Raw genomic sequence first — 23,666 nt, forward strand, 5'->3', positions numbered from 1 at the left:
ACAATATAAGAACAATAGTTCGCATTTCTTAATTTACTTACTCCATGCCGTGTAATTACGATCGGATCTATGGGCAGACTAATATGCGAACTGATTTTACCTTAACCTCATACGACGTTAATCCTGTGTTAACATCACTGGTATATAGTCGGTTCATACCCAACCAACAAAGGATGATTACTTATATGGGAATTCATACGTACTTTAGATCACTCAACGATCTCGAACGCATTATTCGTACCCCGGGAAAATTCAAGTTCGAGGAGCACAGCGTATCTGCCCACTCCTGGAAAGTCGTGCAGTATGCCAAAACACTCGCCGATATTGAGGAACAGCATGGGGTCGCCATCGATTGGAAGAAGCTTTATGAGATCACCAGCAGTCATGATTATGGCGAAATCTTCATCGGTGACATCAAAACGCCGGTTAAACATTATTCACTGGAGCTTCGTTCGATGCTGCAGCAGGTAGAAGAAGGCATGGTTGAGCATTTTATTAACGAAAATATACCTGAAGAATTGCAGCCGATTTTCCGCAGACAGCTGCGTGAAGGCAAAGATAACTCTGTCGAAGGACTTATTCTTGAAGTGGCCGACAAAATGGATCAGGTGTACGAAGCGTTTGCTGAACTGCAGCGTGGCAATACAGAAAAGGAATTTATCGTGATGTACCGATATGCCCTGATCAAAATCAAAAATATTGACCTCCACTGTGTACACTATTTCCTCGAGCAGATTCTCCCCGACATCATTGAGGAAGGCAACCGTTCCCCATTTGATATCCGCCAAATCACGGAAGATGCTTTGTCACAATAATCAGCTCCGGTCATCGTGGTTCTTCAAGAGCCATGGACAGGGCTTTTTTGCGTTATTGTAACCTTTGGCGATACTCGCTGGGATACAGTCCTGTCTTGTTTTTGAAAATACGGCTAAAATAATGAGAATCACTATACCCCACCGCTTTACCCACCGTCTTGATATCCATATCTTCAAAGGCCGCGAGCATGCGTTTTGCTTCGTTGATTCGAAGCCCTGTCATGTATTTGAGCGGGGTTTCACCTGTCACCTTTTTGAAACACTTCCCCAGGTAATCCACACTAAAATGCATCTGTCCTGCCATGTCCTGTAACGTAATTTCATGCATATAGTTCTGTTTCAAATACAACTTGACGGCCTCTGCAATATCCTCCGGCTTCACCTGTTCATCCAGCATTGCACTGACATGTGCCAGCGAGTCCTCTGCACTGCCCAGCTTTAATTCCATCGCATCCAACAGTGACCGAAGCTGTTCTTCCGTGAGGGGTTTAAGCAGATAATCCTCCACTTTGTAACTGATCGCCTGACGTGCAAACTCAAACTCATGATGGCCGCTCAGGATCACGATCTTGACATGCGGATAAGCAAAATACAGATGTTTCGCCAGTTCCAGCCCATTCATGACGGGCATCTGAATATCGGTAACGACCAGATCCGGCACCGTATGTTCAATCAGTTCCAATGCTTCCTGCCCATTCCTAGCCTCACCGATAACCTCGAACCGTGTGCCCAACTCGCTGAATTTCCGGGATACGTTGCGACGAATTAACGCCTCATCTTCCACAATAATGGTTCTATATGTCATCACCATGAGTTTTAACTGTGCTCCTTTCGAATGGAACCGCCAATCGTAATGCTGACGCCGCCAGAAGGTTTATTTGAAATATGCATATGTGCCGCGGAACCATACCATAATTTGAGCCTGATCCAGATGTTTTTCAATCCCATCCCGTTGATCTCAAGTTCAGGCATACGCTCCCATTCCTGTGATTGTTGTATGTACTGCTGGATGAGCTTGAGCGCCTCGGGTTCCATGCCAGGTCCGTTATCTTCGACGGTCATTAGCCAGGTTTCCTGCAAGGTATCCAGCTCTCCAATGATACGCAGCTTCCAGGGTGGTGTATCACGCAGTCCATATTTCATGACATTTTCCAGCAAAGGCTGAATCAACAGCATGGGCACCTGAAGATTTTTCATCGAGTCCGGGACATGGAATTCATAAAGCAGATCATCTTCGAACCGAATTTTCATACACTCCAAATATCGCTCACAGTAGTCGATTTCTTTTTCCAATGGAACACCGCTTTTGTTCGGAGCCGAGATGTAACGCAGCATGGATGCGATGTGACCACAGAACGCAACGATCTGTTCATTCATGCCCTCCTCCGCCATGATGCTGATGTTCGTAATGTTGTTATACAGAAAGTGAGGGTTCATCTGGGACTGCAACGCCAGCAACCTCGCATCCGTTTCCTGAGATTTAATCGCCAGCATGTCTTGAAAGGACTGCACAAGCTGTTGATTCAATTGGATAAACGTATCATTCAACTCATCCATCTCACGGATGGAACCCGGATATTCCAACTTGAATAACTGGCCAGAGTCCTGACCCGTGCTCAGATCGTGGACGCCAGTTTTCTGAATTATGCGCTGCAAACGATGAAGCGGCAAAGTCACTCGTTTGGAGATCAGGTATGAGAGGAGCAGAATAAGAATCAAGGTAGCTAAAGTTGCCCCCATAAACAGAAAAGCCATGCGATTCAGATTCGCAAACAGGGATTGTTTGGACTGCATCACGATAACCGTCCATCCGGTCTCCTGCGAGGTCGTGTAGGTCATCATTTGCTTTGAATTCCCTTTGGGATCTACCACTTCTTGCATCGTTCCTGGTGGATAGCGGTCGTTACGAATCAAGTTAACAACGTCAGAATGGAGTGCGTTTAACGGGTTTTCATTGGACAATAAAGGATATAAAAGCTCATTACGTTCATTCAATACATAGAAGCTCAGATCTTCGTTCCCCGCTTGCACATCATTCAAATGCTGGAACACGGTTCCAGCATCCTGCAAGATTTCGACTACACCTTGCGAGACATAATTTCCATCCTTGTACACCCGGGTAAGAGAAAGATATGGTTTGTCTGATTCCCCCTGCCCTGTTGGCATCGGTAAAGCCCCACCATCCAGTAAACTTATGACACGCCAGCCATTGCGCGCCCACGTTTCCTCGTACCACGGTCTTTGGGTCAGATCTACGGACAGCTGGCCATTGAACGCACCGGCACCCAGCATTTTACCGTTTACATCATAAATATTGGCTTGTTTGGCTGTGTTGGAGCTGCTAATGATCGCCAGAATGACATCAATCAGCGTTGTTGTATCCTTGTAAAACGCCGGGTCACTTGTCAGCGTCTGTTCATTGTCCTCCGCTGGAGATAAATAGTGACTGAAGTGCTCCTTGACCAGATTGGAATATACGATGTTCATGGAGAAATTATTCATTTTGACGATTTCCTGATCCAGGTTGCCCACCATCGAGTTCCCCAGCTGTTTCTGCTGTTCGGCACTTCGACTACGAATGTCATTGGCAAGAAAAACATACAAGAGGCTGGCCACAATCAATGAAAAAACAATAAATACTGCAGAATAGTAGGCAAACAGGCTTTGCTGAAGCGTTCTGAATCGGTACTTAACCATCTCACACCTCGTTATCGGATGATGTATTGCAACTTACTCGAAAATGTCCACCCAAGAGAACGCTTTTGTCTATTGAGCACATTCTTTGTTCCGCGTAAAGTTATCCACATAAGAATACGCTTACATGAAGCGTTTCGGCAAGAGCCATTATTCTTTATTCCATGGGAGGTTTATTAATGAGAAAACGATTTCTATTATCCATCGCAGGCGTGCTACTGCTGTCCAGCCTGCTTCTTGCCGGGTGCAACTCCGGTGACAGTTCCGAAGGTTCAGGGAAGGTAACGCTAACGTTCGGAACAAGCCAGAGCGGCATTCCACGTACGGGTATTATGCAAACGATGGCTAAAGAATATGAGCAGGAAACGGGTGTGAAAATTGACTTTCAGGTGGTCCCTGATGCCCAGTGGCGTGACCTGATTAAGGTGAAGCTTGCCTCCGGTGAAGCTCCTGATATTTTCAATGTGGATGTGGACCCGCTGAGCATGCCTGCTAACGTAAGACCTGAGGAAAATGCAATTGATCTGACCAATGAGGAATTTACAGGACGCATGTCTGAAGAGATTTTACCAACGGTTAGCTATAAAGATAAGGTGTACGGGGTTTCTTTTGCACCATCGAAAATATGGTATGTGTACTATAACAAACGCATCTTTGAAGAGCTCGGCATCCAGCCACCAACGTCCTACGCCGAGTTCAAGGCCATCAGCCAGAAAATCAAGGACAAGGACATCATTCCGTTCTATCAGGCGCCTGCCAGCGGATGGTATCAGGTACTGCCTTTATTTGAAACCGGTCCAAACTATGAGCAATCTACGCCGGGAACGTACGAGAAGTTGAACAACAATGAGATGAAAGTCGCGGATTTGACGCAGCTCAAAACGGTCATTGAACAGTTAAAGGAATTCGCGGATCTGGGTTACTTCGGCAAGGATTTTCTGTCCAACACGGTCGAGGCTGGCATTGAAGCCTTTGGTCAGGAGAAGGCAGCGATGCTGCTTCGAGTTCCGGGCACCGAAAAGGAAGTGTCTGAGGCGTATCCGGACATGAAGGACAATATGGGATTTTTCGTGATGCCATGGGGCGATAATCAGACGATTGGTGTGAATCCGGGCGGTTCGGCTGCGATGTTTGGCAACAAAAACAGCAAACACCCGGAAGAGGTACTAAAGTTTTTCCGGTGGATTACGGAGCATGATCATCTGCAGCGTGTATTCGATGGGGGTGAAGGCAACCTGACCATATGCTGGCCGGAAATCGAACCGAAGCTGACACAGGACTATATCGACTACGAGAAAAATCATGAGAAAGGTACGGTCATGCAGGCCGCTGTAAAGTATATTGATCCGCAGTGGATGGATATCGGCAAGGATCTTTCTGGCATGTTCGCTGGAGCGATGACCCCGGATCAAATTCTGCAAAATATTGATAAACGCAGGGCTGAACAAGCCAAAGTGCTGAAAGATGATGCGTGGCAATAAGAGCGCGGTAAACACATGAGGCATGTAGCTGACCACCATTACATACAGCGAGGTGAGGCGCCATGCACTCATGCATATTGGCAGGAAGGACAGGTGTTACAGATTATGAATGTGAACAAGATCTATCCCTGGTATTTTTCATCCGGAGCGATTGTGTTGTATCTGCTGTTCATCGTCGCTCCCGCCCTGCTGGGCATCTATTATTCCTTCACCGATTGGAACAGCTACAGTTCGGAGAAAAACTTTATTGGTCTGGAGCATTTCCGAACCATTCTGGCGGGTGATCCAACGTATTTACTTTTTATTAAAAATACAGTCCTTTTCACCCTGATTACTTCGATCGCCAAGACGGTTCTGGGCCTATTCCTAGCTCTGTTGCTTGTTAGCGGTGTGAAGGCCGCCAATCTGCACCGGATGATCATATTTTCACCCCAAGTCCTTTCGTTCCTGATTGTTGGCCTGGTCTTCAAAAGCCTGCTCGACCCCAACAACGGCTTCGTTAACGTGACGCTGCGTTCGCTGGGGCTGGACGTTCTGGCCCAGAACTGGCTGGGCTCCTTGACCTGGGCGATGCCATCCATTATGGCAGTGGATACGTGGAAAGGCATGGGGTACATTATGGTATTGTTCATTGCCGGACTGCTCGCCATTCCTCGTGACTATTATGAAGCGGCATCGATTGACGGTGCCGGCTTCTGGCAGAAGCTGTTTCGGATCACCATTCCGATGCTGATGCCGACGATCACCATTGCTACGGTGCTCAATATTACGTATGGGCTGCGGGTATTTGATGCGGTATATGTACTGACCAATGGTGGACCGGGCAACGCAACAGATGTGATCAACACAGCGGTGTATTCCTCTTTTGCTAAAGGCTATTGGGGACTCGGCAGTGCATTATCCACGATTCTGTTTGTCATTATGGCGATCATCTCCTTCTTCATCATCCGCTTGATGAACCGAAAGGTGGAATACTAGATGCGAGTGAAAAAACGGCTGGTTTCCATCGGATTAAATGTACTTGCCTGGCTGCTTAGCCTGGTGGTCCTGATTCCTTTTGTCGTCATTGTGCTGAATTCATTCAAGTCCGATGGCGAAGCCAAAGTGTTGAAACTGACTCTACCCGAGAAGTTCATCTTTGAAAATTATAAAATCGTCTATGAGCAGGGACACTTGGGCGGTTCCTTTTTCAACAGTCTGCTCCATTCAACGGCTTCTTCCCTGCTGCTGGTGTTTGTTGTCGCGTTCTCGGCCTTCACGTTATCACGAAATTATTCTAAGTTAAGCAAGTTCCTATATTTCTTTCTCATTCTGGGCATTACACTGCCATTAAACTACATTCCATTAATGGAGGTCATGAAGTCGCTGGGCATGATTAATTCGCATGTGGGCATGATTCTGCTCTATACCGCGATGGGCATTCCGATCTCGCTATTCATCACATATGCGTTTGTATCCAATATTCCAAAAGAACTGGATGAAGCAGCGATCATGGACGGATGCAACGGGATCAAGCTATTTCTCAGAATTATTGTGCCTTTGTTAACCTCTGTACTGGTTACGGTATTTGTTCTTAATTTCCTGAGTGTCTGGAATGAATTTACCGCCCCACTCTACATGCTCAATACCGTCGAGATGTGGCCGATGACGCTCGCTGTCTATAACTTCTTCGGACAGTTCAGTGCTCAGTGGAATCTGGTCAGTGCCGATATCGTGCTTACGTCCCTGCCTGTATTGATTGTGTTCCTGATTGGGCAAAAATATATTGTGGGTGGTCTGACTTCCGGAGCGGTTAAGGGTTGAGATGTATCCAAAATGAGAATTCAATACACCTGGCTACTTCGAAATTTATCATTGACATCGTGTTTATTTGTAACTATTATAGTTACAACGGTGGTGATCATCCATGAAACAAATCAGCAGTCGCTTTTCCATTGCGGTTCATACGCTGTCCTTGATCGCTGTTGTGCCCAATGAGTGCACGGGGGATTTTATCGCCAAAAGCGTGAATACCAATCCCGTCATTATTCGGCGCATTATGTCCAAGCTGAAACAGGCCGGCTTGATTGAGGTCAGACCCGGTGTCGGAGGTGCTTCTTTGTTAAAGGACCCCGCGGACATTACCCTTTTGGATATATATCGTGCGCTTGAGGTTGTGGAGGATGGCGAGTTGTTTAACTTCCACAAACATCCAAACCCAAATTGTCCGGTTGGCAGCATGATCGAACAAACCTTGCGCGCCGAACTTATTGAGGCTCAGCTAGCTATGGAACAGCGTTTGAAACGTGTAACGATACAACAGATGATGGATCAGGTTCACGTCTCTGAATAAAAAAAGCTCATTACGAGCTTTTTTTAAACCTTTCGTTGTAATCACACCTGTTATAACACATACGATTACATCTTTTCATGTCGTTGACATTTCACTTTTGTGTCGACACAAAACATACTTTATAGGAGGAAAATACAATGAAAATTTTAGTTACTGGCGCAACAGGTCATTTGGGTTCACTGGTCGTAGAGGCACTGTTACAAACGGTATCTGCTGGGGAGCTCGCTGTAAGTGTACGCAACCCGGAGAAAGCGGAAGCATTGCGCACTCAAGGTGTGGACGTTCGTCAAGGTGATTTCGATCAACCGGAAACGCTGGAAAAAGCATTTGCAGGCGTGGATCGGCTTCTGCTGATCTCCACAGACGGTGACAATGAAACGCGTATTCGCCAACATCAAGCTGCCGTGCACGCTGCCAAGAAAGCAGGTGTTGGATTCATCGCTTATACCAGCGTTGTGAATGCGGAGAAAAACACCCTTTCACTGGCTGAAGTACATCGTGCCACAGAACAGGCTATCCGTGATTCCGGCATTCCTTATTCCTTCCTTCGCAACAACTGGTACCTGGAAAATGAAGCAGGCAGCGTTCAAGCAGCTTCCCAGGGCGCACCTTGGGTGCATGCAACTAACGCCAGCCAAGTGGGCTGGGCTACTCGCAGTGATTATGCACATGCTGCCGCTGCAGTACTGACAGGTGAGGGACATGAAAATTCAGTATATGAGTTGTCTGGTAAACTTCGTACTCAAGCTGAGCTTGCAGCCATCGTTGGGGAAGTGCTTGGACAGGATATCAACGTGCAAAACGTGGATGATGCCGCGTATGCAGACATTATGAAAGGTGCAGGTCTGCCTGACTTTGTAGTCTCCATGCTTGTTGATATGCAAAGTGCTATCCGTGAAGGGGCACTGGCTGTAGAGAGCGATACATTGGAGAAATTGCTTGGCCGTCCGGCTCAACCATTGAGTGAGGGTGTAAAAGCCATTTTGGGCAAGTAAGTTTAAATAGAAGATAATAGAGTGCGAATCATAAAGGGACACACCAGCGAATGTTGGATGTGTCCCTTTTGGTGTAACAGCGATCTATAAAAAGATATAGCAGTTGATCGGATAACTGTACATTGAATCAGTCCGATTGCGACTTACATTCGATTTAGATATCGGTAGTCTCCATCAACGTTACATCGATCATTGCTCGATATATCGTGCCGGAATGTGATCGGCCAGCCAAATATTTTCGTTTCCATGATAGAAGAAAATACCTTCTTTGGCCGCTTGAGCCGCGTTAATTTTCAGTATTATTGGCTGGTCATCACGTCTTCGTCCCACCTGATTGGCGGTATCCATATCTGCAGATAGATGAACATACTGCCTCTGACGAGGCTGTAAACCTTGCTCCATAATGGAAGCAACCGACCGCAGTGGCGTGCCATGATAGAGTATCTCCGGTGGATCGGCAGGTGTTTTGGATATCTTTTGCGGAGTCGAATGACCATATAATGCCCGGATGCGGCCAGAATTGATCTCATGTCTCTTTTTCTCAGAAGCTTGAATCATCTGCTCCAGATCCGCTTCCGTGACGTCCTTCCACTGTGGACTCTCATGTAAAGCCACCAGCAATTGCGGAATCTCCACCCAACCCCCTTCGTCCAGCTCCAGCTCATACTCCCAAGGGGCGTGACGCAAGGCGTAGGAAAGTTCCTTGCTTAATTTCATCAGATCCATTATGCTCTGCTCCTTAGTTTCTTTCTGGTTGTACCGCGGCTAAAATCTCCTGAATGTTGCGGGCCAACCCTTCATCGTCTTCCTGATTGAATTGGCGGTGTCCATCAATCCCACGTTGGATAATCGTATTCATCACCGGATGAACCTCACGATCGGAAGCCACCCGGATCAGATCATCGGCAAAATCTACCGCCTGCTGCTCACTATAGTTAAACGGTTTAATCAGCATACGGATGCTCAATGCATGAGCCTGTGGCTCCGCAAGTTGATCCCGATGGGTTATGCCATATACAGCGCCAAATCCAAAAGCAGCAATCACCTGACGCTCCAGTTCCGTTGTCTGTTCCAAAGGCGTACCGATCAGTTTACATATTTTGCCCACCATCTGCTCCAACTCTGAAGCCGCCGCAGCCAAAATTACGTCATTAATATCGTCAGCGTTGATAAATTCAGTCATATTGTATTTCTCCATTTCTGAGCCATATTGCTCCACTCTCTCAGACTCTATGAGAACATTGTATCGGAGATAGGGTGTTCGTTTCAAATCACCCATATGTCGTCGACACTTCTCTTACTCTTCTATTACCCTTATATCAGTAACGTCGCTTGTGATTTGAAACGATTTTTTGCGAGCCTGAGTGCCTTATCCTGTTCACCATGATTCAAATAGTACTCAAACAATATCTCTTCATAACGTTCAGCAAGATATTGGGAACCAAGTTCACGATAATAAGGAAGAATTCGCTCTTCTATCATTTCATAATACGCTTGCTCCTGCCCTTGTAAAATGACAGACTGGAGTTCCAATTCCATATAACTTGCGTCTGCAACAAGTTTAGAGTTGTGCAAGGCTTTCAGAGACATATCCAATAGCGTGTTTGCAGGAATGAGCTTACCCAGTCTACACGTTTCTATGTAATTATTGAGCACCATCAGGTATAACGGTTGTTTTTCCGGTATAATATCAAGCGCTTGTCTGTACCAGTAGGCAGCATCCTCATATTGATTTCGCCGGTTATATTCATAACCCAGATTGTTCAGCAGCTTGGCCTTTCGGTCGATAAAACCACAATCCTCACAAATCCGAATGAGATTCTCATATCTGCGTTTCGTCTCAGAAAAATCATGATACTCACGAGAATTGAGCTGAACCAGCATAATGGTTTCGGTATCAATGATCCGCACCATATTGAGTGTTTTCCGAAAATGCTGGATAGCTTTCTCAGCGTAATAGTAAGACGTAATATTCGAATATATCGAGTGATAGGCCAGAGACAAATGATAAAAGTACTCATGATTCGTATATTTGGATTGATTTATTGAAGTCAGGGTCTGGATCGATTTCGTATAATGCCCTGTGAGGAAATAGTAAATCCCCATCACATGGTGATAAAAATAATGCTCATATGAATGCTCCGATTCATCCGGAATTTCCATCTCGGCAATAAGCCTTTCTGCTTCATCCATATCATTCATAAACAAGTAAAATCGGATCTGCAGCAAGTCATAAGATAAACGCAAGTCAGGTATACCTTTTAACGGTTCTTCTTCCAACTTGTCTTTGAGACGAATAGCTTCCGCTGTTCTCTGCATAATAATGGCCTCTTGCCATGAATCAAGGACATTGTTCATTTGATGATATCTTGTTACTTCCCTTGCCATATCAATGTATAATCGCTCACAGAGCATATCCATAATTTCCTGTGAATACTCTGTCATTCCCCGCTCAATTTTGCTCAGATGTGTGACCGAACAGATCCCTTTCACCAGTTCCCCTTGAGTTCGTCTATTTTTCTCCCGGTAAAATTTAATAATCTTCCCTTCAATCATCACTACACCTCTTTTTATCCATCGTTTTATTCATAATTATAGGGATCGAATGTGGACACTACCAGTTATATATTGGAGTCTGGCGTACTTGGGAAGAGAATTTCAGGATAGAAAGACAAGGTCCAATGATAACAAAATAAGAGGCTCCCCCAAAGCTGGAGGAACCCCTTATACTTGTATATCTTATTTGAGCAACGACAATAAATTGTGAACCGTTTGGGCCGTTTCGGCACGAGTAGCACTATTTTTGGGTTTAAATCCCCCTCCAGTTGAACCTTTCATTACACCGAGCTCGGAAGCTTTAACGACAGCTTCTTTTGCCCAAGATGCAATGTTTGCTTCATCCGTATAACCGGCTTTAGCCAACTTGGTATGGTTTGATTGGGTTTGGTATTCGTATGCTCTCATCATGAGCACTGCCATCTCTTCACGAGAAATGGTTTGGGTCGGAGCAAACTTATCATTCGCTATTCCCTGTACCAAACCTGCTTGATATGCAGCAGCCACGCTATCTGCGTACCAGGCATCCTTACTCACATCACCGAATGGCAATTCGTTATCTTTCGCCTCTAAGCCCAGGGTTCTTACGATTAATGCTGAGAATTCGGCACGAGTCGTTTGACCTTGTGGATCAAACGCAGTCTCTGTTTTACCCGTCAGCACATGTTTCGCCGAAAGAGACTTGATTGCTTCACTTGCCCAATGCGTTGAAGCCACGTCCACGAACGATTTATCGTAAACCCATGGTGCATACGTGCCCATATGAGACACGTTGGAAGTGACGGTACCTTGCTGGGTATTTACAACCCCACCGGCATAGTCCCAATTATTATTAGTTGAGTTTTCATTGTACATTCCAATGAGATTACCATTAAGATCACTATTGTAAAAGAGTGTCAGCGTAATATCTTCCGGGAGTGTGGACAAGGATAACTTCTCACTCGAAACCTGAAGGTACAGTTCGAATTCGTAAGCCGTACCTGCAAGTGTCCACGTAAGACCTTGTTTCGTTTCTGGTGCTTGTACATCTTGTTTCTTCACATCCAAAATGATCTTGCCACCAGCAGCACCAGGACCTCCTTTTGTTTGCAGTTCTTTCAATACGCTAGATGGAATGGTGAGTGATAGTACACCTTGCTGAGATAGTGTGAGTGTATTCGTACCTAACAAATCCCCCGCATTGACAGGCAGCTCAATCTTCTTACCCACTGTAATATCCACTTTTGCGGTCCCGTTTGTCACAGCATTCAAATCTTTTTTCGTTATGACCTGATTTTGATTAGTTTCTGGTTGTGGCGTTGGCACAGGTGCAGGAACAGGTGTAGGGGATTGGGATGTCGAAGATCCACCGCCATTTCCCGAACCGCCACCGTTATTACCAGAACCACCACTGTTCATTTCTTGAATTTTATTGAGGAAGTAACCCAGGTCTTTGTCACCAATTTGCAAAACAGGCTCCTTGGTAGAATAGTTAGCGGTCATTCCAAAGTTATTCGTAATATAATTGACTTCCGTGTCTCCTACATAACCATCCTGGTCGATATCAGCGATTTCATCCGAAGTATGATAATGTTTCGTTACAAGCTCCATGTCATAGATATCGATGGCTCCATCCCCATTAATATCTCCTGCATACGTAAAGTCAGACGAATTCAGTTGATTGATGCCATAATATTCGCCATTAATCGTCTTGCTCAGAACCACTGCGAGCCTGGAAGGTAAATGACCGCGAACACGTGTGTAGATGGTCGTCGTTTCACCTGTTGCCGGAATGCCATCGATGAGGAACTCACCCTGTCGTTGTATAGTCCCCTCATATCTCTCCCCGGAAGCCGTTTCTGCATAAACTTCAATGCCCATCTTCGAGTAGTCGTTTGCAAAATCCAAATACTCTCCATTGACCATAAAAGCTTCGGGACGTACATAACCATATGTTCTTGAAGATTTGGAGATCACTTCATAGCTGTCTGTGTTAAACGCGGTTAATGTCAACTTCTCTTCGTTCTCTTTCATGCCAACCGTCGTGTATTTCACTTCAAGCAATGGTACGTCACTTTTCTTAAAATAGAATTCATCCTTGGGTACATCAAAGACAACCTGGAACAAATCAAGATCCCCTGTGATTCCTTCAAAGGACCCACCTGAGATGGATGCCTCAAAGCTGAGTTCTCTTTGGTCCACTACAGGATCACTGAATTTCACCTCAGCACCTGTCTCATCCAGTAATGCCTGCAGCTCAGACGTTGGCTCAATCCGGTTAAATTGTTTATAGTCATACATCGATTCCAGGGTAAACGAAATACCGTTTAACTTCTCCACATTGTTTAATTGAATAGTCTGGGTAATCGTATCTCCTTTACGCACTTCGTCTTTGTCATATGTGCTGGTCACATAAGGTTTGCCTTCAGAAATAAACCCATAGCGATGGTCCTTAACGGCATTTGCCGCTGTACCCACATCCATTCCAAAGAGTCGAAGTTCGTAACCATTGTCATATTCTTCTTTGGTAATACCAAATGATATGTTTCCTTCTTTGGAAACAGGCAAATCACCGGAATAGAAGGGACTGCCATTCTCGTAGAAAATGACACGGTTGGAAGATTGATCATAATCCGTGATCCCATTATCAACAAAGGTTTGGACTGTTGAATCGATAGCTGTGCCATCATACCAGACGCCCTGTCCACCTTCCCTTTCCGTCAGCATACTATCATTGAGTTCGTATACACTAGGCTCTATACCCAAATCAATCTCGGGGGCTGTATTGTCCACAACTACCAATCTTTCGTATGAATACTGCTTGGAGTCCGAATCGGTCCCGATGAATTCAAGTGTGTAGCTGCCTTCAGGGACAAATCGTGCAACGTTGGAGATCTCCCCGTTTTCAATCGGAAATGCATAACCTCTAAACACATTCAGGATCAGATATTCCACTCCCGGTAGCAGGGACTGCGAATTCAAGGTACCTACAAACCCGATTTCCTCGCCAGTTTCGCGATCCTTCAGCAATACATCTACAGAATCAATGGGACTGCCCAAAAGAATGGCACTCAGTGTCATCCGGTTCAGAAACTGATGGAATGGGGTATCGTTTGTAACGGATGGCGGAATCATCTCCACCGAAGTAATGCCCTTTTCGCTAATGCGGATGGAGAATGGGATCTGAATATGATCCGCCGCATTTTCCGTATCCAGATATACATATCCTTCATAACGGCCGCTCGGCGTGTCCTGTGGTATATCCACTGAGACGGTCATCTCTTCCGTACTTCCGCCACTTACAGTAATGGATTCTGGAAGATGAACATTTAAGTTCATATCGTTTAACAGCTTCATGGAAGTGTTATACGTCTTGGCAAGGTCCCCTTTATTCTCTACCTTAACTGTCCGGCTGTCAGATACGATTCCTTTCCCGTCTTCTTCCAAATATGCACTATCAAATACGATGGAACCTGTAATTTCATCAATCAGGATGGATTCGTCATTGGAGAAGTGAATCGTTTTATCCTGAACTTTGGCAAATATGGATGTGTGGACTGCCCGGTAAGGATCTACTCGGCCTGCCCCTACTTCATACACGGAATAATTCCCGTTCAGATCGACAGCTGTATTCATTAGAGCAGTCTTTACATCAAAAGGTGTATATTCTTCATGTGCCTGGAGCAAAAGTGCAGCAATACCCGCCATATGCGGGGTTGCCATGGAAGTACCCGAAATTCTTGCATAGGCAATGTTATAATTCTCACCCGTATGATCATTCACAAATACAGGATAGGTCGAAAAAACAGCTACGCCCGGAGCTACAATATCGGGTTTAATATCATCATTCACGGAAGCTGGACCTCGGGAACTGAAATCGGCCAGTTTATTTCCTTCCGTAACGGTTTGGCCTGCTGCGCCAAAGGTTACCGTCACGCCGTTCAACTCTTTTAGTTTTTCTCCAAGCTCTCTCATCATTTGGAACGTAGGAATATACCCGTTCATTTCACCCAAATAATTTGGGATTGTTCCTTCAACATTATTATAAATAATTGCTGCTGCCGCCCCTGCTTTTCTTGCGTTGACGATCTTGGCATCGAGTGCAATTTCCCCCCGAGAGATAAGGGCCACTTTGCCTTGTACATCAATACCTTCAAAATCAAAAGCATTACCAAGCCCTGCATAAACAAGTTCGTAGGTTTTGCCTTCAAGGGTGGTCAGATTATCAGTAAAGTCTTTACCAAACAGAGGTAACTCCTCAGTATAAGTTGCAGCAGGTGCTTCTTTCGTTGGCGCTTCTTCTCCTACTGCTGGTACTTCTTCTTCTAATGCAGGTGTATCTTCTGCTGGTGGTGCTTCTTCATCTGTTGCTGGTATCTCTTCTTCTGTTGGTGGAGCTTCTTCATCTGCTAAAGAAGGTTCTTCTGCTGTTGGTCGAGCTTCTTCATCCACTACAGGAGTTTCTTCTTCCTCTGCGGATGCCTCATCTTCTACTACAGGTGTTTCTTCTTGCTCCTCTACAGATGTTTCCTCACCCTCAGAAGATGCTTCTTCTTCCATTATAGGTGTTTCCTCTGTCTCTCCCGCACCTGGATTGCTATACACATCCAAAGTCACAGTAGCCGTAGGAATAGTTAACGGAACATCGGAAGCACCAATCGTAATGGCCAGTGCGCTCGCTCCTGGTGTACCTAACGTACCTTCATTGGGTCCATCATTACCTGCGGCAACCATACTCACCACGCCTTGCAGCATCGCATTATTCAGTGCAATCGAAGAAGGATCCAGCGGATCATTCGTAGCAGCCCCTAACGATAGATTGATAACATCAAGTTCATCTTCAATGGCTTTGTCTATTCCGGCAATAATGCCACTCATGTCACCACTTCCACCAGGGCCAAGTACACGATACACATATAAGTCTACATCTGGAGCAACACCTTTTACAGCATACCCCACGTCATTTTTGGCTTGGCCAGCGATGGTTCCCGATACGTGTGTTCCATGGGAAGTATAATAAGCTTCTGCTAATACACCTTGCTCCTTATAGCCCGAATTTTCCCAATCTTCATAGGTCGTCTCCATCGGGTCAGCATCATTATCGATAAAGTCCCAACCTTTAACTGTAGCCGGATCCACTTGTTTTGGATCTTCACCCGCATGAGCACGATACCCTTTATACGCTCCGGTTAGATCCGGATGATTATAATCAATTCCGGTGTCCAGTACACCGACCTTGATTCCTTTCCCTGTAATGCCCTCTTCATGAAGTTTGTCGATGCCAAGATAAGGTACACTATCAGCCATTCGAGGTTGCATTCCACCTCCCGTGGCAAATTCACTTTGTGTGTCTGTCTCTGGTAGATCAAGAGCCACTTCCTGATCAGCCCACACTTTTTTTACTACACCAGATTTCATTAAATCCTCTACGGCTATGCCAGGGATGGTTAGAGCAACACCATTTAGTGCGGTTTCATACTCCTGAGTGATTTGGATCGAAGCAGCATCATAAGATAGATCTCTCTTTTGTTGCAAAGACTTCATGTATTGCTTGAATTGCTGATGATTTTGTTTCACTTTACTTGTCGCCGTAAGCTCGGACATCTTCTCATTGTTCAAAGCAGCCCGTTTCAAGGCGACCGCAGCGGGTTCACTTTTGAATTGGACAATCACATTTACCAAATCTGAACTTTTAGTATTCACCTTGGCGTCAATAACTTCTCCATCCATCACTTGAAGCTGGTTTAGAGCTTGTCTTTCCTCCTTCGTTAGAGATTGCAGAATGGACTTAGCGCTTTCACTCGGCTGGAGAGCGCCATAGGTAGGCGCTGCATAAGCAGGCATGGAAAACATAGAAGACAACAAGACTCCTGTTGCTATAAAACCGGATAACAATCGGGCTGATTTACGTTTCATTTCATACCTCCTGCGGTTTCCTATTAGATTAGGATTATCGTATTCCGCAGCGTATGGAATGTAAATTGGGGTAATTGAGTATGTTAATAGATTGAAATGTTCTGATAATCTTCGAAAAAATTTACATATAAATAGACCGAATTATCTAATTTACATACTTTATTTTACAAATCCAGGATTCCGCTCTTTTATTTAAAGAAAACTTTGCGAAACAAGTATCTTTAGACCTAAAATCACTTTCGAAAATGGATAGTTTTTTCAGAAGGAAATTACTTTTTATGCTAATTTCTTATTACATTCAATACAAAACTTCTGAAAAAAAGCGCAAAAAAGCTCACATCATTGTTCTAAACAGAACGAGATATGTGAGCTTTTATGACCTTCCGAAAATTATTCTTATAATATCCCTTTCCCTAAGTTACTCAGTTCTTCTTTCGTAATACGTTTAAGGGTGAGGTTAACTAATTCTTTACTTGTTATAACTAGATAGTATATTACCTTTGCATCTTACCTTAATGGCATTATTCAACCGCATTAATGATCAGTAAGAAGCGAAGAAAACAAAAACAGGTCAATCATGGTGGTATCTGACCATAATTAACCTGTTTGATGTAACGGAAAAGTGATATTTAGGTTATAAAATTAAAGTGTTGTATTGTACGATCTTGTATTAGTATTGTAAGTTGTTTAATAATCCGAACAAATCCATAAATTAATCAACATGTCCATTGTCAAGTGCATCCAAGGCTTCATCACTTATATCAAGTGGTTCCCTTTTAACTCGATTTGCAAGCGAAAGAAAATCAGTAGCACCAGCTACATTCAAATAACCTGCCCTTATAAAGAAATGTCCATCTCTTTCATATCCATAGGGCGTTCGGAAAATTTTATGGTCCGGTTTGTTCAATTGGTTCGTTCCGGTTATCTGGTTATCCAGACGAGGTGCTCCTGTCGCGTAGGCCTCTTCTTCATTTTGCGTTGGAAAATAGACAGCGACTGGATCCCCCACTTCAGGCATGACATACCAACCTGTCTGCCCCTCTGCAATGTAAGGCGACTGATACAGTAGCCACAACGCTTCCTCTTCCTCCTGTTGTTCATCACAGTCCAGTTGCACTCTGACATGACCGCCATGTACTGAAAGGATACGACCAAGCAATGAGCTTCCAGCAATTAATGGATTGTAATATGTCTTTTGTCGCAGTCCTCTATGAAGGCTAAGTACATATTGGTGTTTTACGATCCTCCCACAAGCTCGGTATATGCCTCAGTCACATATAGGCTCCTGCCCCGGAAAGTAATATGGTGTCCAAGCTCCATGACCTGGTCTGTCTCGATTTCGTATATAATGAAGTCCGATTCATTGACCTTTAACGTATCGTTTTCTGTAAAGTACATGAATGGCGTCATATTTTTGCGGATTGTATAGCGTGTATTGTCTAGGTCAATTGAATTTCCGTGCTCAAAGACGCCAAAATAAAATTTGGGGCTGTCAAACTGGGCGGCAGGCATCAAGCTCGTGTGAAAGCGAGAAGCAAGTCTCCTGAGAAATGCCCAATCCGTTTCTTGATATTGCACAGCAACCCTCCCGATCTTGGCCCCGCCTGTTCCCTCATCAATTACATCAAGTCCCGGATAATGCTGATCCAGTTCCTTTAGCAAATCGGGCAACGTCATTTTGACATTTTGAAACGTTCGCGTCCTTTTTGTAATATCCATCTGGTATGTATGCGAGATAGCCTCCACTTGGAGCGTATATACACCTCTCACAACCTGCACTTCAACAGATAACGGAATGCCTTTGAACAACGGACTTTTGTTTCCATCCTCATCTTTTTGCCATACTTCAATGGAAGTATCCCGGTCCGTTACATCGACATAGCGATCTTTCCATTCTTCGGACACCATACCCTTAAACACGAGCCGAGTGTGCTCATTCATCTTTTTGCGGATCGTAAGTTCTTGCAAATGCAGCAGTTCATATGGTTCAATAAGCAGATTCTCATAAGTCAGACTCATGTTCCCCATCTCCTTTCAACTTCAATGGATCGCAAACATTTGCGAGTAACTTTGGATAATAACAAAAAAACAGGACAATTATGGTTGTATATAACCAAAGTTGACCTGTTCACATGTAATGCAATTGTTTAGGATAATTCTACAGCTATTTATTATGACTATTTAAATAATTCTCTACAAACTGTTTATTCTTTTCTTTTTCAGGAAGCAAACCTAAATATTTATATTCAAAAATCATTTGTCTTTGAGTTGGGGTTAACTCTGAAGCTATTACGTCTTCATAATCATAATGAATTTTTAACTTACCAGGATGCTTTAATGTTAAGGTTAAATTTGTCCACGCCTCTTGATCATTGTCTATGAAAATTTGTCTTAATTCTTTAAATTTTGTTTGTAATACTAATAATAAGTTATCATAAGTTTTTTCACTCAGTCTATATTTTTCAGGAATATCATGAGAGTATATAAACTCCTCATTCTCAGAAGTGTTGAAATAAAAGTATACCTCTCTGGATCCATCTAGTATTTCGGCGTACAAGTAAATCTCATTCCAGTTATCACTAGGTATCATACTTAGAATATCCTCTGCTATCATGGGATAAAGCTGATCCATCTGTTGCTCCATTATTCCTCTAACCTCCAATTTGATTCTCTATTGTAATTTTCTTTGTCCTACTCCATCTATCGGGTACTCTACAATCAAACTATCAATGATTAAACACATTTACATAAAAATTCAAAATATAGAGATCGTTCTATCACCAATTCTAGTACTTGTTTTCTATTTTCCACTTTGAACAAAACCTTCGTTTACCAAAGATCAAAATTGCTGGGTTTGAATACCCATTTTTCTCCTTCATCCACAGTGCAATCACGAATAAAATGAAACAACAACATTAATGCGAATTCTAATCTAGTATAGTTGTTACAGTCTTCTGTTCAATATTCTCTAATATTACCTTTCTGCGTGTATTAAGATCATTAAATTGTTCAAAAGACAACTTATCCTTTAGCTGATGATGACTCAAGTCTTTCAATTCTTTTAACAAATACTCTTTAGATTTATAAGGCACCACTACATACGTTAATAATATCTCACCGTAAACTAGAACTATTATGTTTTTCAAAAATACCGAGATTCATTGTTGTTTCAAATTCGTTAAGTATCATCTTCTAAATAAGGATACTACTGTTTTACCGATATCCACCATCAAATCAGCTTACCTGAACGCTCTCTCAGAGTTTCTAATGCTATAAAAAACACCATAATATAAGTATATTACTCATATTATGGTATTCGGTATGATTATTAAATAATATTCAAACACTACAGGGTTTACACAAACTATTTTACAGACTCATCTAAATCTTTCCCTCATTTTTTTTGTTTCTAAATCTGCTTGTCTGACTGGTACAGGGAGTCTACTTTCCTTATTAATTAACGCTAATGTAAGGTCTGTAGCAGTATCAATACTTATCCAATTACCACAGGAGACGAAAATGGGCTTCACACTTTTATGTGTTCGTAATGCTCTCCCATAGATTTTGTTATTTATCACAATATCAGAGAAAGCCCCTTCTTCTTCATCGGGCATAATAAAATCAACCCCATCAATTTTCAAGTAGCTTTTTGCAATACCTATTGTTGGTTTGTTTAAATAAAAGGAAGCATGCGTTGCAATCCCCATATTCCTAGGGTGTAAGTACCCATTTCCATCAAACATAACGATATCTGGTTCATTAATTAAGGTGTTAAATGTTTTTAAAATTAATGGTAATTCTCTGAAAGATAAATATCCTGGTATATACGGGACCGCAATTTCATCTGTCATAGATTTCGTCTCTATAACTTTTTTCGTCATAAAATCCACGACACATATACAACAAACTGCAATTGTCGTTTCATTTTCCTCCCAATATGCCAGGTCAATACCTGCAATCAGCAGAATATTTTCTTTGTGGAAATCATCTTCTAATTTTATTTTTCGAGTTAAATCATACTGAATTTTATCAAATTCATCTATTATTTTATTCATTAACTTATTTTGCACGAGCATCATATTTTTCGATCATTTTCTTTTCAAATTCACTTGCCTCTAATTTTTCATTAATTAGTACCCCTTCTATATCCCACTCTCTGTATGTTATGGCAAATCCATATTTGTAATTCGCGATTGATTTATGATTACCGTTCTCAAACCAAGAGATAAATTCTCCTGTTATTACACCTTTGCTCATTTTCTGGAAGCTTGAAATTCTGCCAGATTCATAATAGTTCACATAGTCTCCATCAGCCAATCCATTTTTATAGTAAGAGTAATATGCTAAGTTCCCATTATCGTATCTTTCATATAAAAGACCAGATATAGGTTTCCCTCCATCCTCTATGGGTTTATCAAAAACTTCCTGCCCACTATTTCCAGAAAAACAAACATCATCAGTAAATTCTATACCTGTTAACACTACGTCTTCCATTCGCAAAATATTAACATCAATCATTTAATATCATCCACTCCATTTAGATTATTTGGGCAAATCAGATTCTATTTTAAAACCCCGTAAAATATAATTACAGTGCGCACATGTTTGGAATGGTACATCGATGACTGGCTTTGATGAGCCTCCAGGTCTTATCACATATATTAAAATATCATCAATAGCAGCACTTGGATTATCCAATAATGCCTTATTAGTTGCATACACCTCAGCATGCGATCCTGAACCATGTTTATACAAACTATAAGGATCATAAATGTCGTCTGGCATATTTTCTATTCTAAAATGCACCCTATGAGATGGACTTTTTTTAAAGTGTCCATCTTATAGGGTACACTTTAGTTTGGATTGTTGGATAATAAAGGCGGATAAAAAACCACAATACAGCGTTTAGCTCGCATTGTGGCGTTGTTGTTTGTATCATTCTAAATACAGCTCGTTGAAAAAACAAATTGATCTATAAATTTTGAAGTTTAGTTAAGACTTCCTTGATTCGCATAGAAAGATCCAACTTTTCATTTTCCGACAATTGTTCCCCCACATCATTCATATCAAATTGCTCTAATTCATTTTTTATTTTCAAAAACTCACCTATAGCATTAATTCTATATCTGATAAGTAGTTCTGCAAGTGTTGTTCTAACAACTATTTTTTCACTTAATGTACTCCTACATTCACGCTCGAATCGTTCCATTATTTCCTCAACAAGCTCAGTTGCATCTTTCTTCTCATTGAATAAAATCCCAAAGTAATTTTTAACTTCCTTTTCTATTTCAAAGTAGTAATATCTTGTATTCGGACTATAATCTACAGGTATACTTTCAATTCCATCAAGCACCATATCTCTTCGTTCTAATATGTCCTGATAATCATCTGGAGCTATTTCATGTTGTAACTTATTTAAATCTAGAGAATTTAATGCATCAATTATCTTTTGTTTCGATTTAACAAAAATTTTTGAATGTGTTAAATGAATTCTCCCTTCCGCAATAGACAATACTGCTTTTTCCATTTCACCTCTTTTATCCATACCGAAGTATGCCTCACATGTGCAAGCAAGAGCTTCAGGACCACTCATTCCCTCACTTTTAAAATAAAAATAGTTTTCATAAAAAGCTCCAAATAAAGCCTCATAATTTCGTTTCACTTTATGTCCTCCCAATAAATTTCTTATGGCTCAACTATCTTATCACCATTATGGATTACCTCAATATCAATATTGGGATAATCTTTGTGAAACTTCCCTATAATTCTACTACAACTTCCATATGTATCTAATTCAGTAAATAATTTAATTTTCCCACGAGCTTTTGATGGATCTGGCAATTTATCAAGTCTAGATGCCAGATCATTGAGAATTTTATACTCAGTATCATTGTCTCTTAATCTTACATTACCACTCCTATCTGGTGCTTCAGTAGCCTCGTACTTTGGTTTTGTTGGTTTTAATGAATAATCAGCATAGGTCTTTTCCTTATTATCCCCGTTCAAACTACTATGAGAATAAAATTCATTCTTGTCAATTCCTTCAATTTCTACCTTCGCATACGCAAAATTTAGATCACCTTTAATCCTATTAGAAAGCTTACTTCTTAACACTTTAACTTTATCAATAATAAAACCTTCTGTTTCTAAATCAATTACTCTTGTTGGGAATACTTTTCCATGACTTACCTTAGGAACATCACCCGTCCCCTCAGCCTCTGATTCACTTTTTTGTCTTTCTTCCTCTTCCCGTTTACGTTTTTCCTCCTCTTTTTTCTTTTTATCATCTTTATCTTTTCCTTTTTTCTTCGATGAATCTTGTTTCCACTGATTATGACTGTTGGGAATCTGATTATCTTTCTTGTTAGTGCTAGATGAATTTGTTCCTTCACCCTCGCTCGACTTTTTCCCTGTACCTGTATTTGATCCTGTAGTATCAGGTTCTCCGGATGTTTGGGTCTTCTTACTGGTATCCGGAGTTGTTTCCTCTATCTTCCCACTACTTGATGGCCCTGTTTCTTCACCATCGCCAGACTTCTTCCCTGTACCTGGACTCGATGCAGTAGCATCCGTTTCACCTGACGATGGAGACTTCTTACTGCTGCTCGGGGTCTGATCTGTTTTCTTGCCACTGCTGGAGGAACTTGTTCCTGCCCCATCGCTTGACTTATTCCCAGCGTTCGAGCTTGTTTTCCCTCCGGAACCCACTTCCCCGGCATTCCCCGACTCTTTGGGCTTGTTATTTCCCAAGTTGCCCCAAGGCTGAAAGCCGATCTTCTGTTTTTCTTTATAATAATCGCTGACGGCTTTAACAATCACATCTTTTGACTTTTTCACAAATGTCTTTGTTTTGCTTGTAGCCGGTTTATCTGTCGTCGTTGTTCCTTTAGAAGCAGCA

At 42.5% G+C, this 23,666-nt stretch carries 21 protein-coding genes; 6 read left to right on the forward strand and 15 right to left on the reverse strand.

All coding sequences use genetic code 11. The features are described from left to right. Positions 1–185 precede the first annotated feature (185 nt). Positions 186–815 carry a YfbR-like 5'-deoxynucleotidase gene (locus tag BMY78_RS18810; RefSeq protein WP_090901751.1) on the forward strand — a complete coding sequence of 210 codons (630 nt, stop codon included), beginning with the start codon at positions 186–188 and terminating at the stop codon, positions 813–815. 52 nt (positions 816–867) lie between these two features. Here the strand turns inward: BMY78_RS18810 and BMY78_RS18815 are convergent, their stop codons facing one another. Both BMY78_RS18815 and BMY78_RS18820 read right to left on the reverse strand, forming a co-directional pair. Then, entirely contained in the window at positions 868–1,626 is a 759-nt protein-coding gene (locus BMY78_RS18815; protein ID WP_072734528.1) for a response regulator transcription factor, read from the reverse strand. A gap of 5 nt (positions 1,627–1,631) precedes the next feature. Further along, positions 1,632–3,512: a cache domain-containing sensor histidine kinase gene (locus BMY78_RS18820; RefSeq protein ID WP_090901754.1), complete on the reverse strand. Its 1,881-nt coding sequence runs from the start codon at positions 3,510–3,512 to the stop codon at positions 1,632–1,634. Positions 3,513–3,688: 176 nt separating this feature from the next. On the opposite strand from BMY78_RS18820, the gene BMY78_RS18825 reads away from it, so the two are divergent. The 5 genes from BMY78_RS18825 to BMY78_RS18845 all read left to right on the forward strand — a co-directional run bounded on the left by BMY78_RS18825 (position 3,689) and on the right by BMY78_RS18845 (position 8,317). Next, complete coding sequence (locus tag BMY78_RS18825) at positions 3,689–4,990, forward strand: ABC transporter substrate-binding protein (protein WP_090901757.1); 1,302 nt, start codon at positions 3,689–3,691, stop codon at positions 4,988–4,990. A 105-nt stretch (positions 4,991–5,095) separates the two neighbouring features. Beyond that, positions 5,096–5,968, forward strand: a complete 873-nt coding sequence (locus BMY78_RS18830; RefSeq protein WP_072734531.1) for a carbohydrate ABC transporter permease — start codon at positions 5,096–5,098, stop codon at positions 5,966–5,968. Continuing rightward, a complete protein-coding gene (locus BMY78_RS18835; protein WP_090901759.1) occupies positions 5,969–6,793 on the forward strand; it encodes a carbohydrate ABC transporter permease in 825 nt (274 codons plus the stop codon). 103 nt (positions 6,794–6,896) lie between these two features. Then, entirely contained in the window at positions 6,897–7,322 is a 426-nt protein-coding gene (locus BMY78_RS18840) for an Rrf2 family transcriptional regulator (protein WP_090901761.1), read from the forward strand. A 137-nt stretch (positions 7,323–7,459) separates the two neighbouring features. Continuing rightward, positions 7,460–8,317 (forward strand): SDR family oxidoreductase, encoded by an 858-nt coding sequence (locus BMY78_RS18845; protein WP_090901764.1) that lies wholly within the window; start codon positions 7,460–7,462, stop codon positions 8,315–8,317. A gap of 189 nt (positions 8,318–8,506) precedes the next feature. Here BMY78_RS18845 and BMY78_RS18850 read toward each other — a convergent pair whose 3' ends face one another. The 13 genes from BMY78_RS18850 to BMY78_RS33400 form a co-directional block, all read right to left on the reverse strand. Further along, positions 8,507–9,043, reverse strand: a complete 537-nt coding sequence (locus BMY78_RS18850) for an RNA 2'-phosphotransferase (RefSeq protein ID WP_090901767.1) — start codon at positions 9,041–9,043, stop codon at positions 8,507–8,509. A gap of 13 nt (positions 9,044–9,056) precedes the next feature. Then, the gene (imm48, locus tag BMY78_RS18855) at positions 9,057–9,500 is read right to left on the reverse strand and encodes an Imm48 family immunity protein (RefSeq protein ID WP_090901774.1); all 444 of its coding nucleotides are present in this window, start codon (positions 9,498–9,500) and stop codon (positions 9,057–9,059) included. A gap of 131 nt (positions 9,501–9,631) precedes the next feature. Further along, entirely contained in the window at positions 9,632–10,873 is a 1,242-nt protein-coding gene (locus BMY78_RS18860) for a hypothetical protein (RefSeq protein ID WP_090901776.1), read from the reverse strand. Between the two features lie 183 nt (positions 10,874–11,056). Continuing rightward, on the reverse strand, positions 11,057–16,768 hold the full coding sequence (locus BMY78_RS33635) for a S8 family serine peptidase (RefSeq protein ID WP_090901778.1): 5,712 nt from the start codon (positions 16,766–16,768) through the stop codon (positions 11,057–11,059). 712 nt (positions 16,769–17,480) lie between these two features. Then, positions 17,481–17,885 (reverse strand): phage baseplate assembly protein V, encoded by a 405-nt coding sequence (locus BMY78_RS18870; RefSeq protein WP_090901781.1) that lies wholly within the window; start codon positions 17,883–17,885, stop codon positions 17,481–17,483. A 119-nt stretch (positions 17,886–18,004) separates the two neighbouring features. Further along, positions 18,005–18,787 (reverse strand): hypothetical protein, encoded by a 783-nt coding sequence (locus BMY78_RS18875; RefSeq protein WP_090901785.1) that lies wholly within the window; start codon positions 18,785–18,787, stop codon positions 18,005–18,007. Positions 18,788–18,932: 145 nt separating this feature from the next. Continuing rightward, complete coding sequence (locus BMY78_RS18880; RefSeq protein ID WP_090901787.1) at positions 18,933–19,412, reverse strand: antitoxin YezG family protein; 480 nt, start codon at positions 19,410–19,412, stop codon at positions 18,933–18,935. A gap of 283 nt (positions 19,413–19,695) precedes the next feature. Then, entirely contained in the window at positions 19,696–19,914 is a 219-nt protein-coding gene (locus BMY78_RS33790; protein WP_177185773.1) for an Imm3 family immunity protein, read from the reverse strand. 231 nt (positions 19,915–20,145) lie between these two features. Beyond that, positions 20,146–20,847 carry an endonuclease V gene (locus tag BMY78_RS18890; RefSeq protein WP_090901794.1) on the reverse strand — a complete coding sequence of 234 codons (702 nt, stop codon included), beginning with the start codon at positions 20,845–20,847 and terminating at the stop codon, positions 20,146–20,148. Further along, positions 20,828–21,286, reverse strand: a complete 459-nt coding sequence (locus tag BMY78_RS18895; RefSeq protein WP_090901797.1) for a toxin-antitoxin system YwqK family antitoxin — start codon at positions 21,284–21,286, stop codon at positions 20,828–20,830. The genes BMY78_RS18890 and BMY78_RS18895 overlap by 20 nt, the downstream gene beginning before the upstream one ends. A gap of 24 nt (positions 21,287–21,310) precedes the next feature. After that, positions 21,311–21,553, reverse strand: coding sequence for a YwqJ-related putative deaminase (locus BMY78_RS32580; protein WP_143067048.1), 243 nt, complete (start codon positions 21,551–21,553; stop codon positions 21,311–21,313). Positions 21,554–21,740: 187 nt separating this feature from the next. Continuing rightward, positions 21,741–22,430, reverse strand: a complete 690-nt coding sequence (locus BMY78_RS18900; RefSeq protein ID WP_143067049.1) for an Imm3 family immunity protein — start codon at positions 22,428–22,430, stop codon at positions 21,741–21,743. A gap of 23 nt (positions 22,431–22,453) precedes the next feature. Next, positions 22,454–23,666, reverse strand: a 1,213-nt coding sequence (locus BMY78_RS33400) for a deaminase domain-containing protein (RefSeq protein ID WP_305729135.1), incomplete at its 5' end; no start/stop codon positions are given.

Origin of the sequence: Paenibacillus sp. OK076, from assembly GCF_900110055.1 — a bacterium.
Classification (GTDB): Bacteria; Bacillota; Bacilli; order Paenibacillales; family Paenibacillaceae; genus Paenibacillus.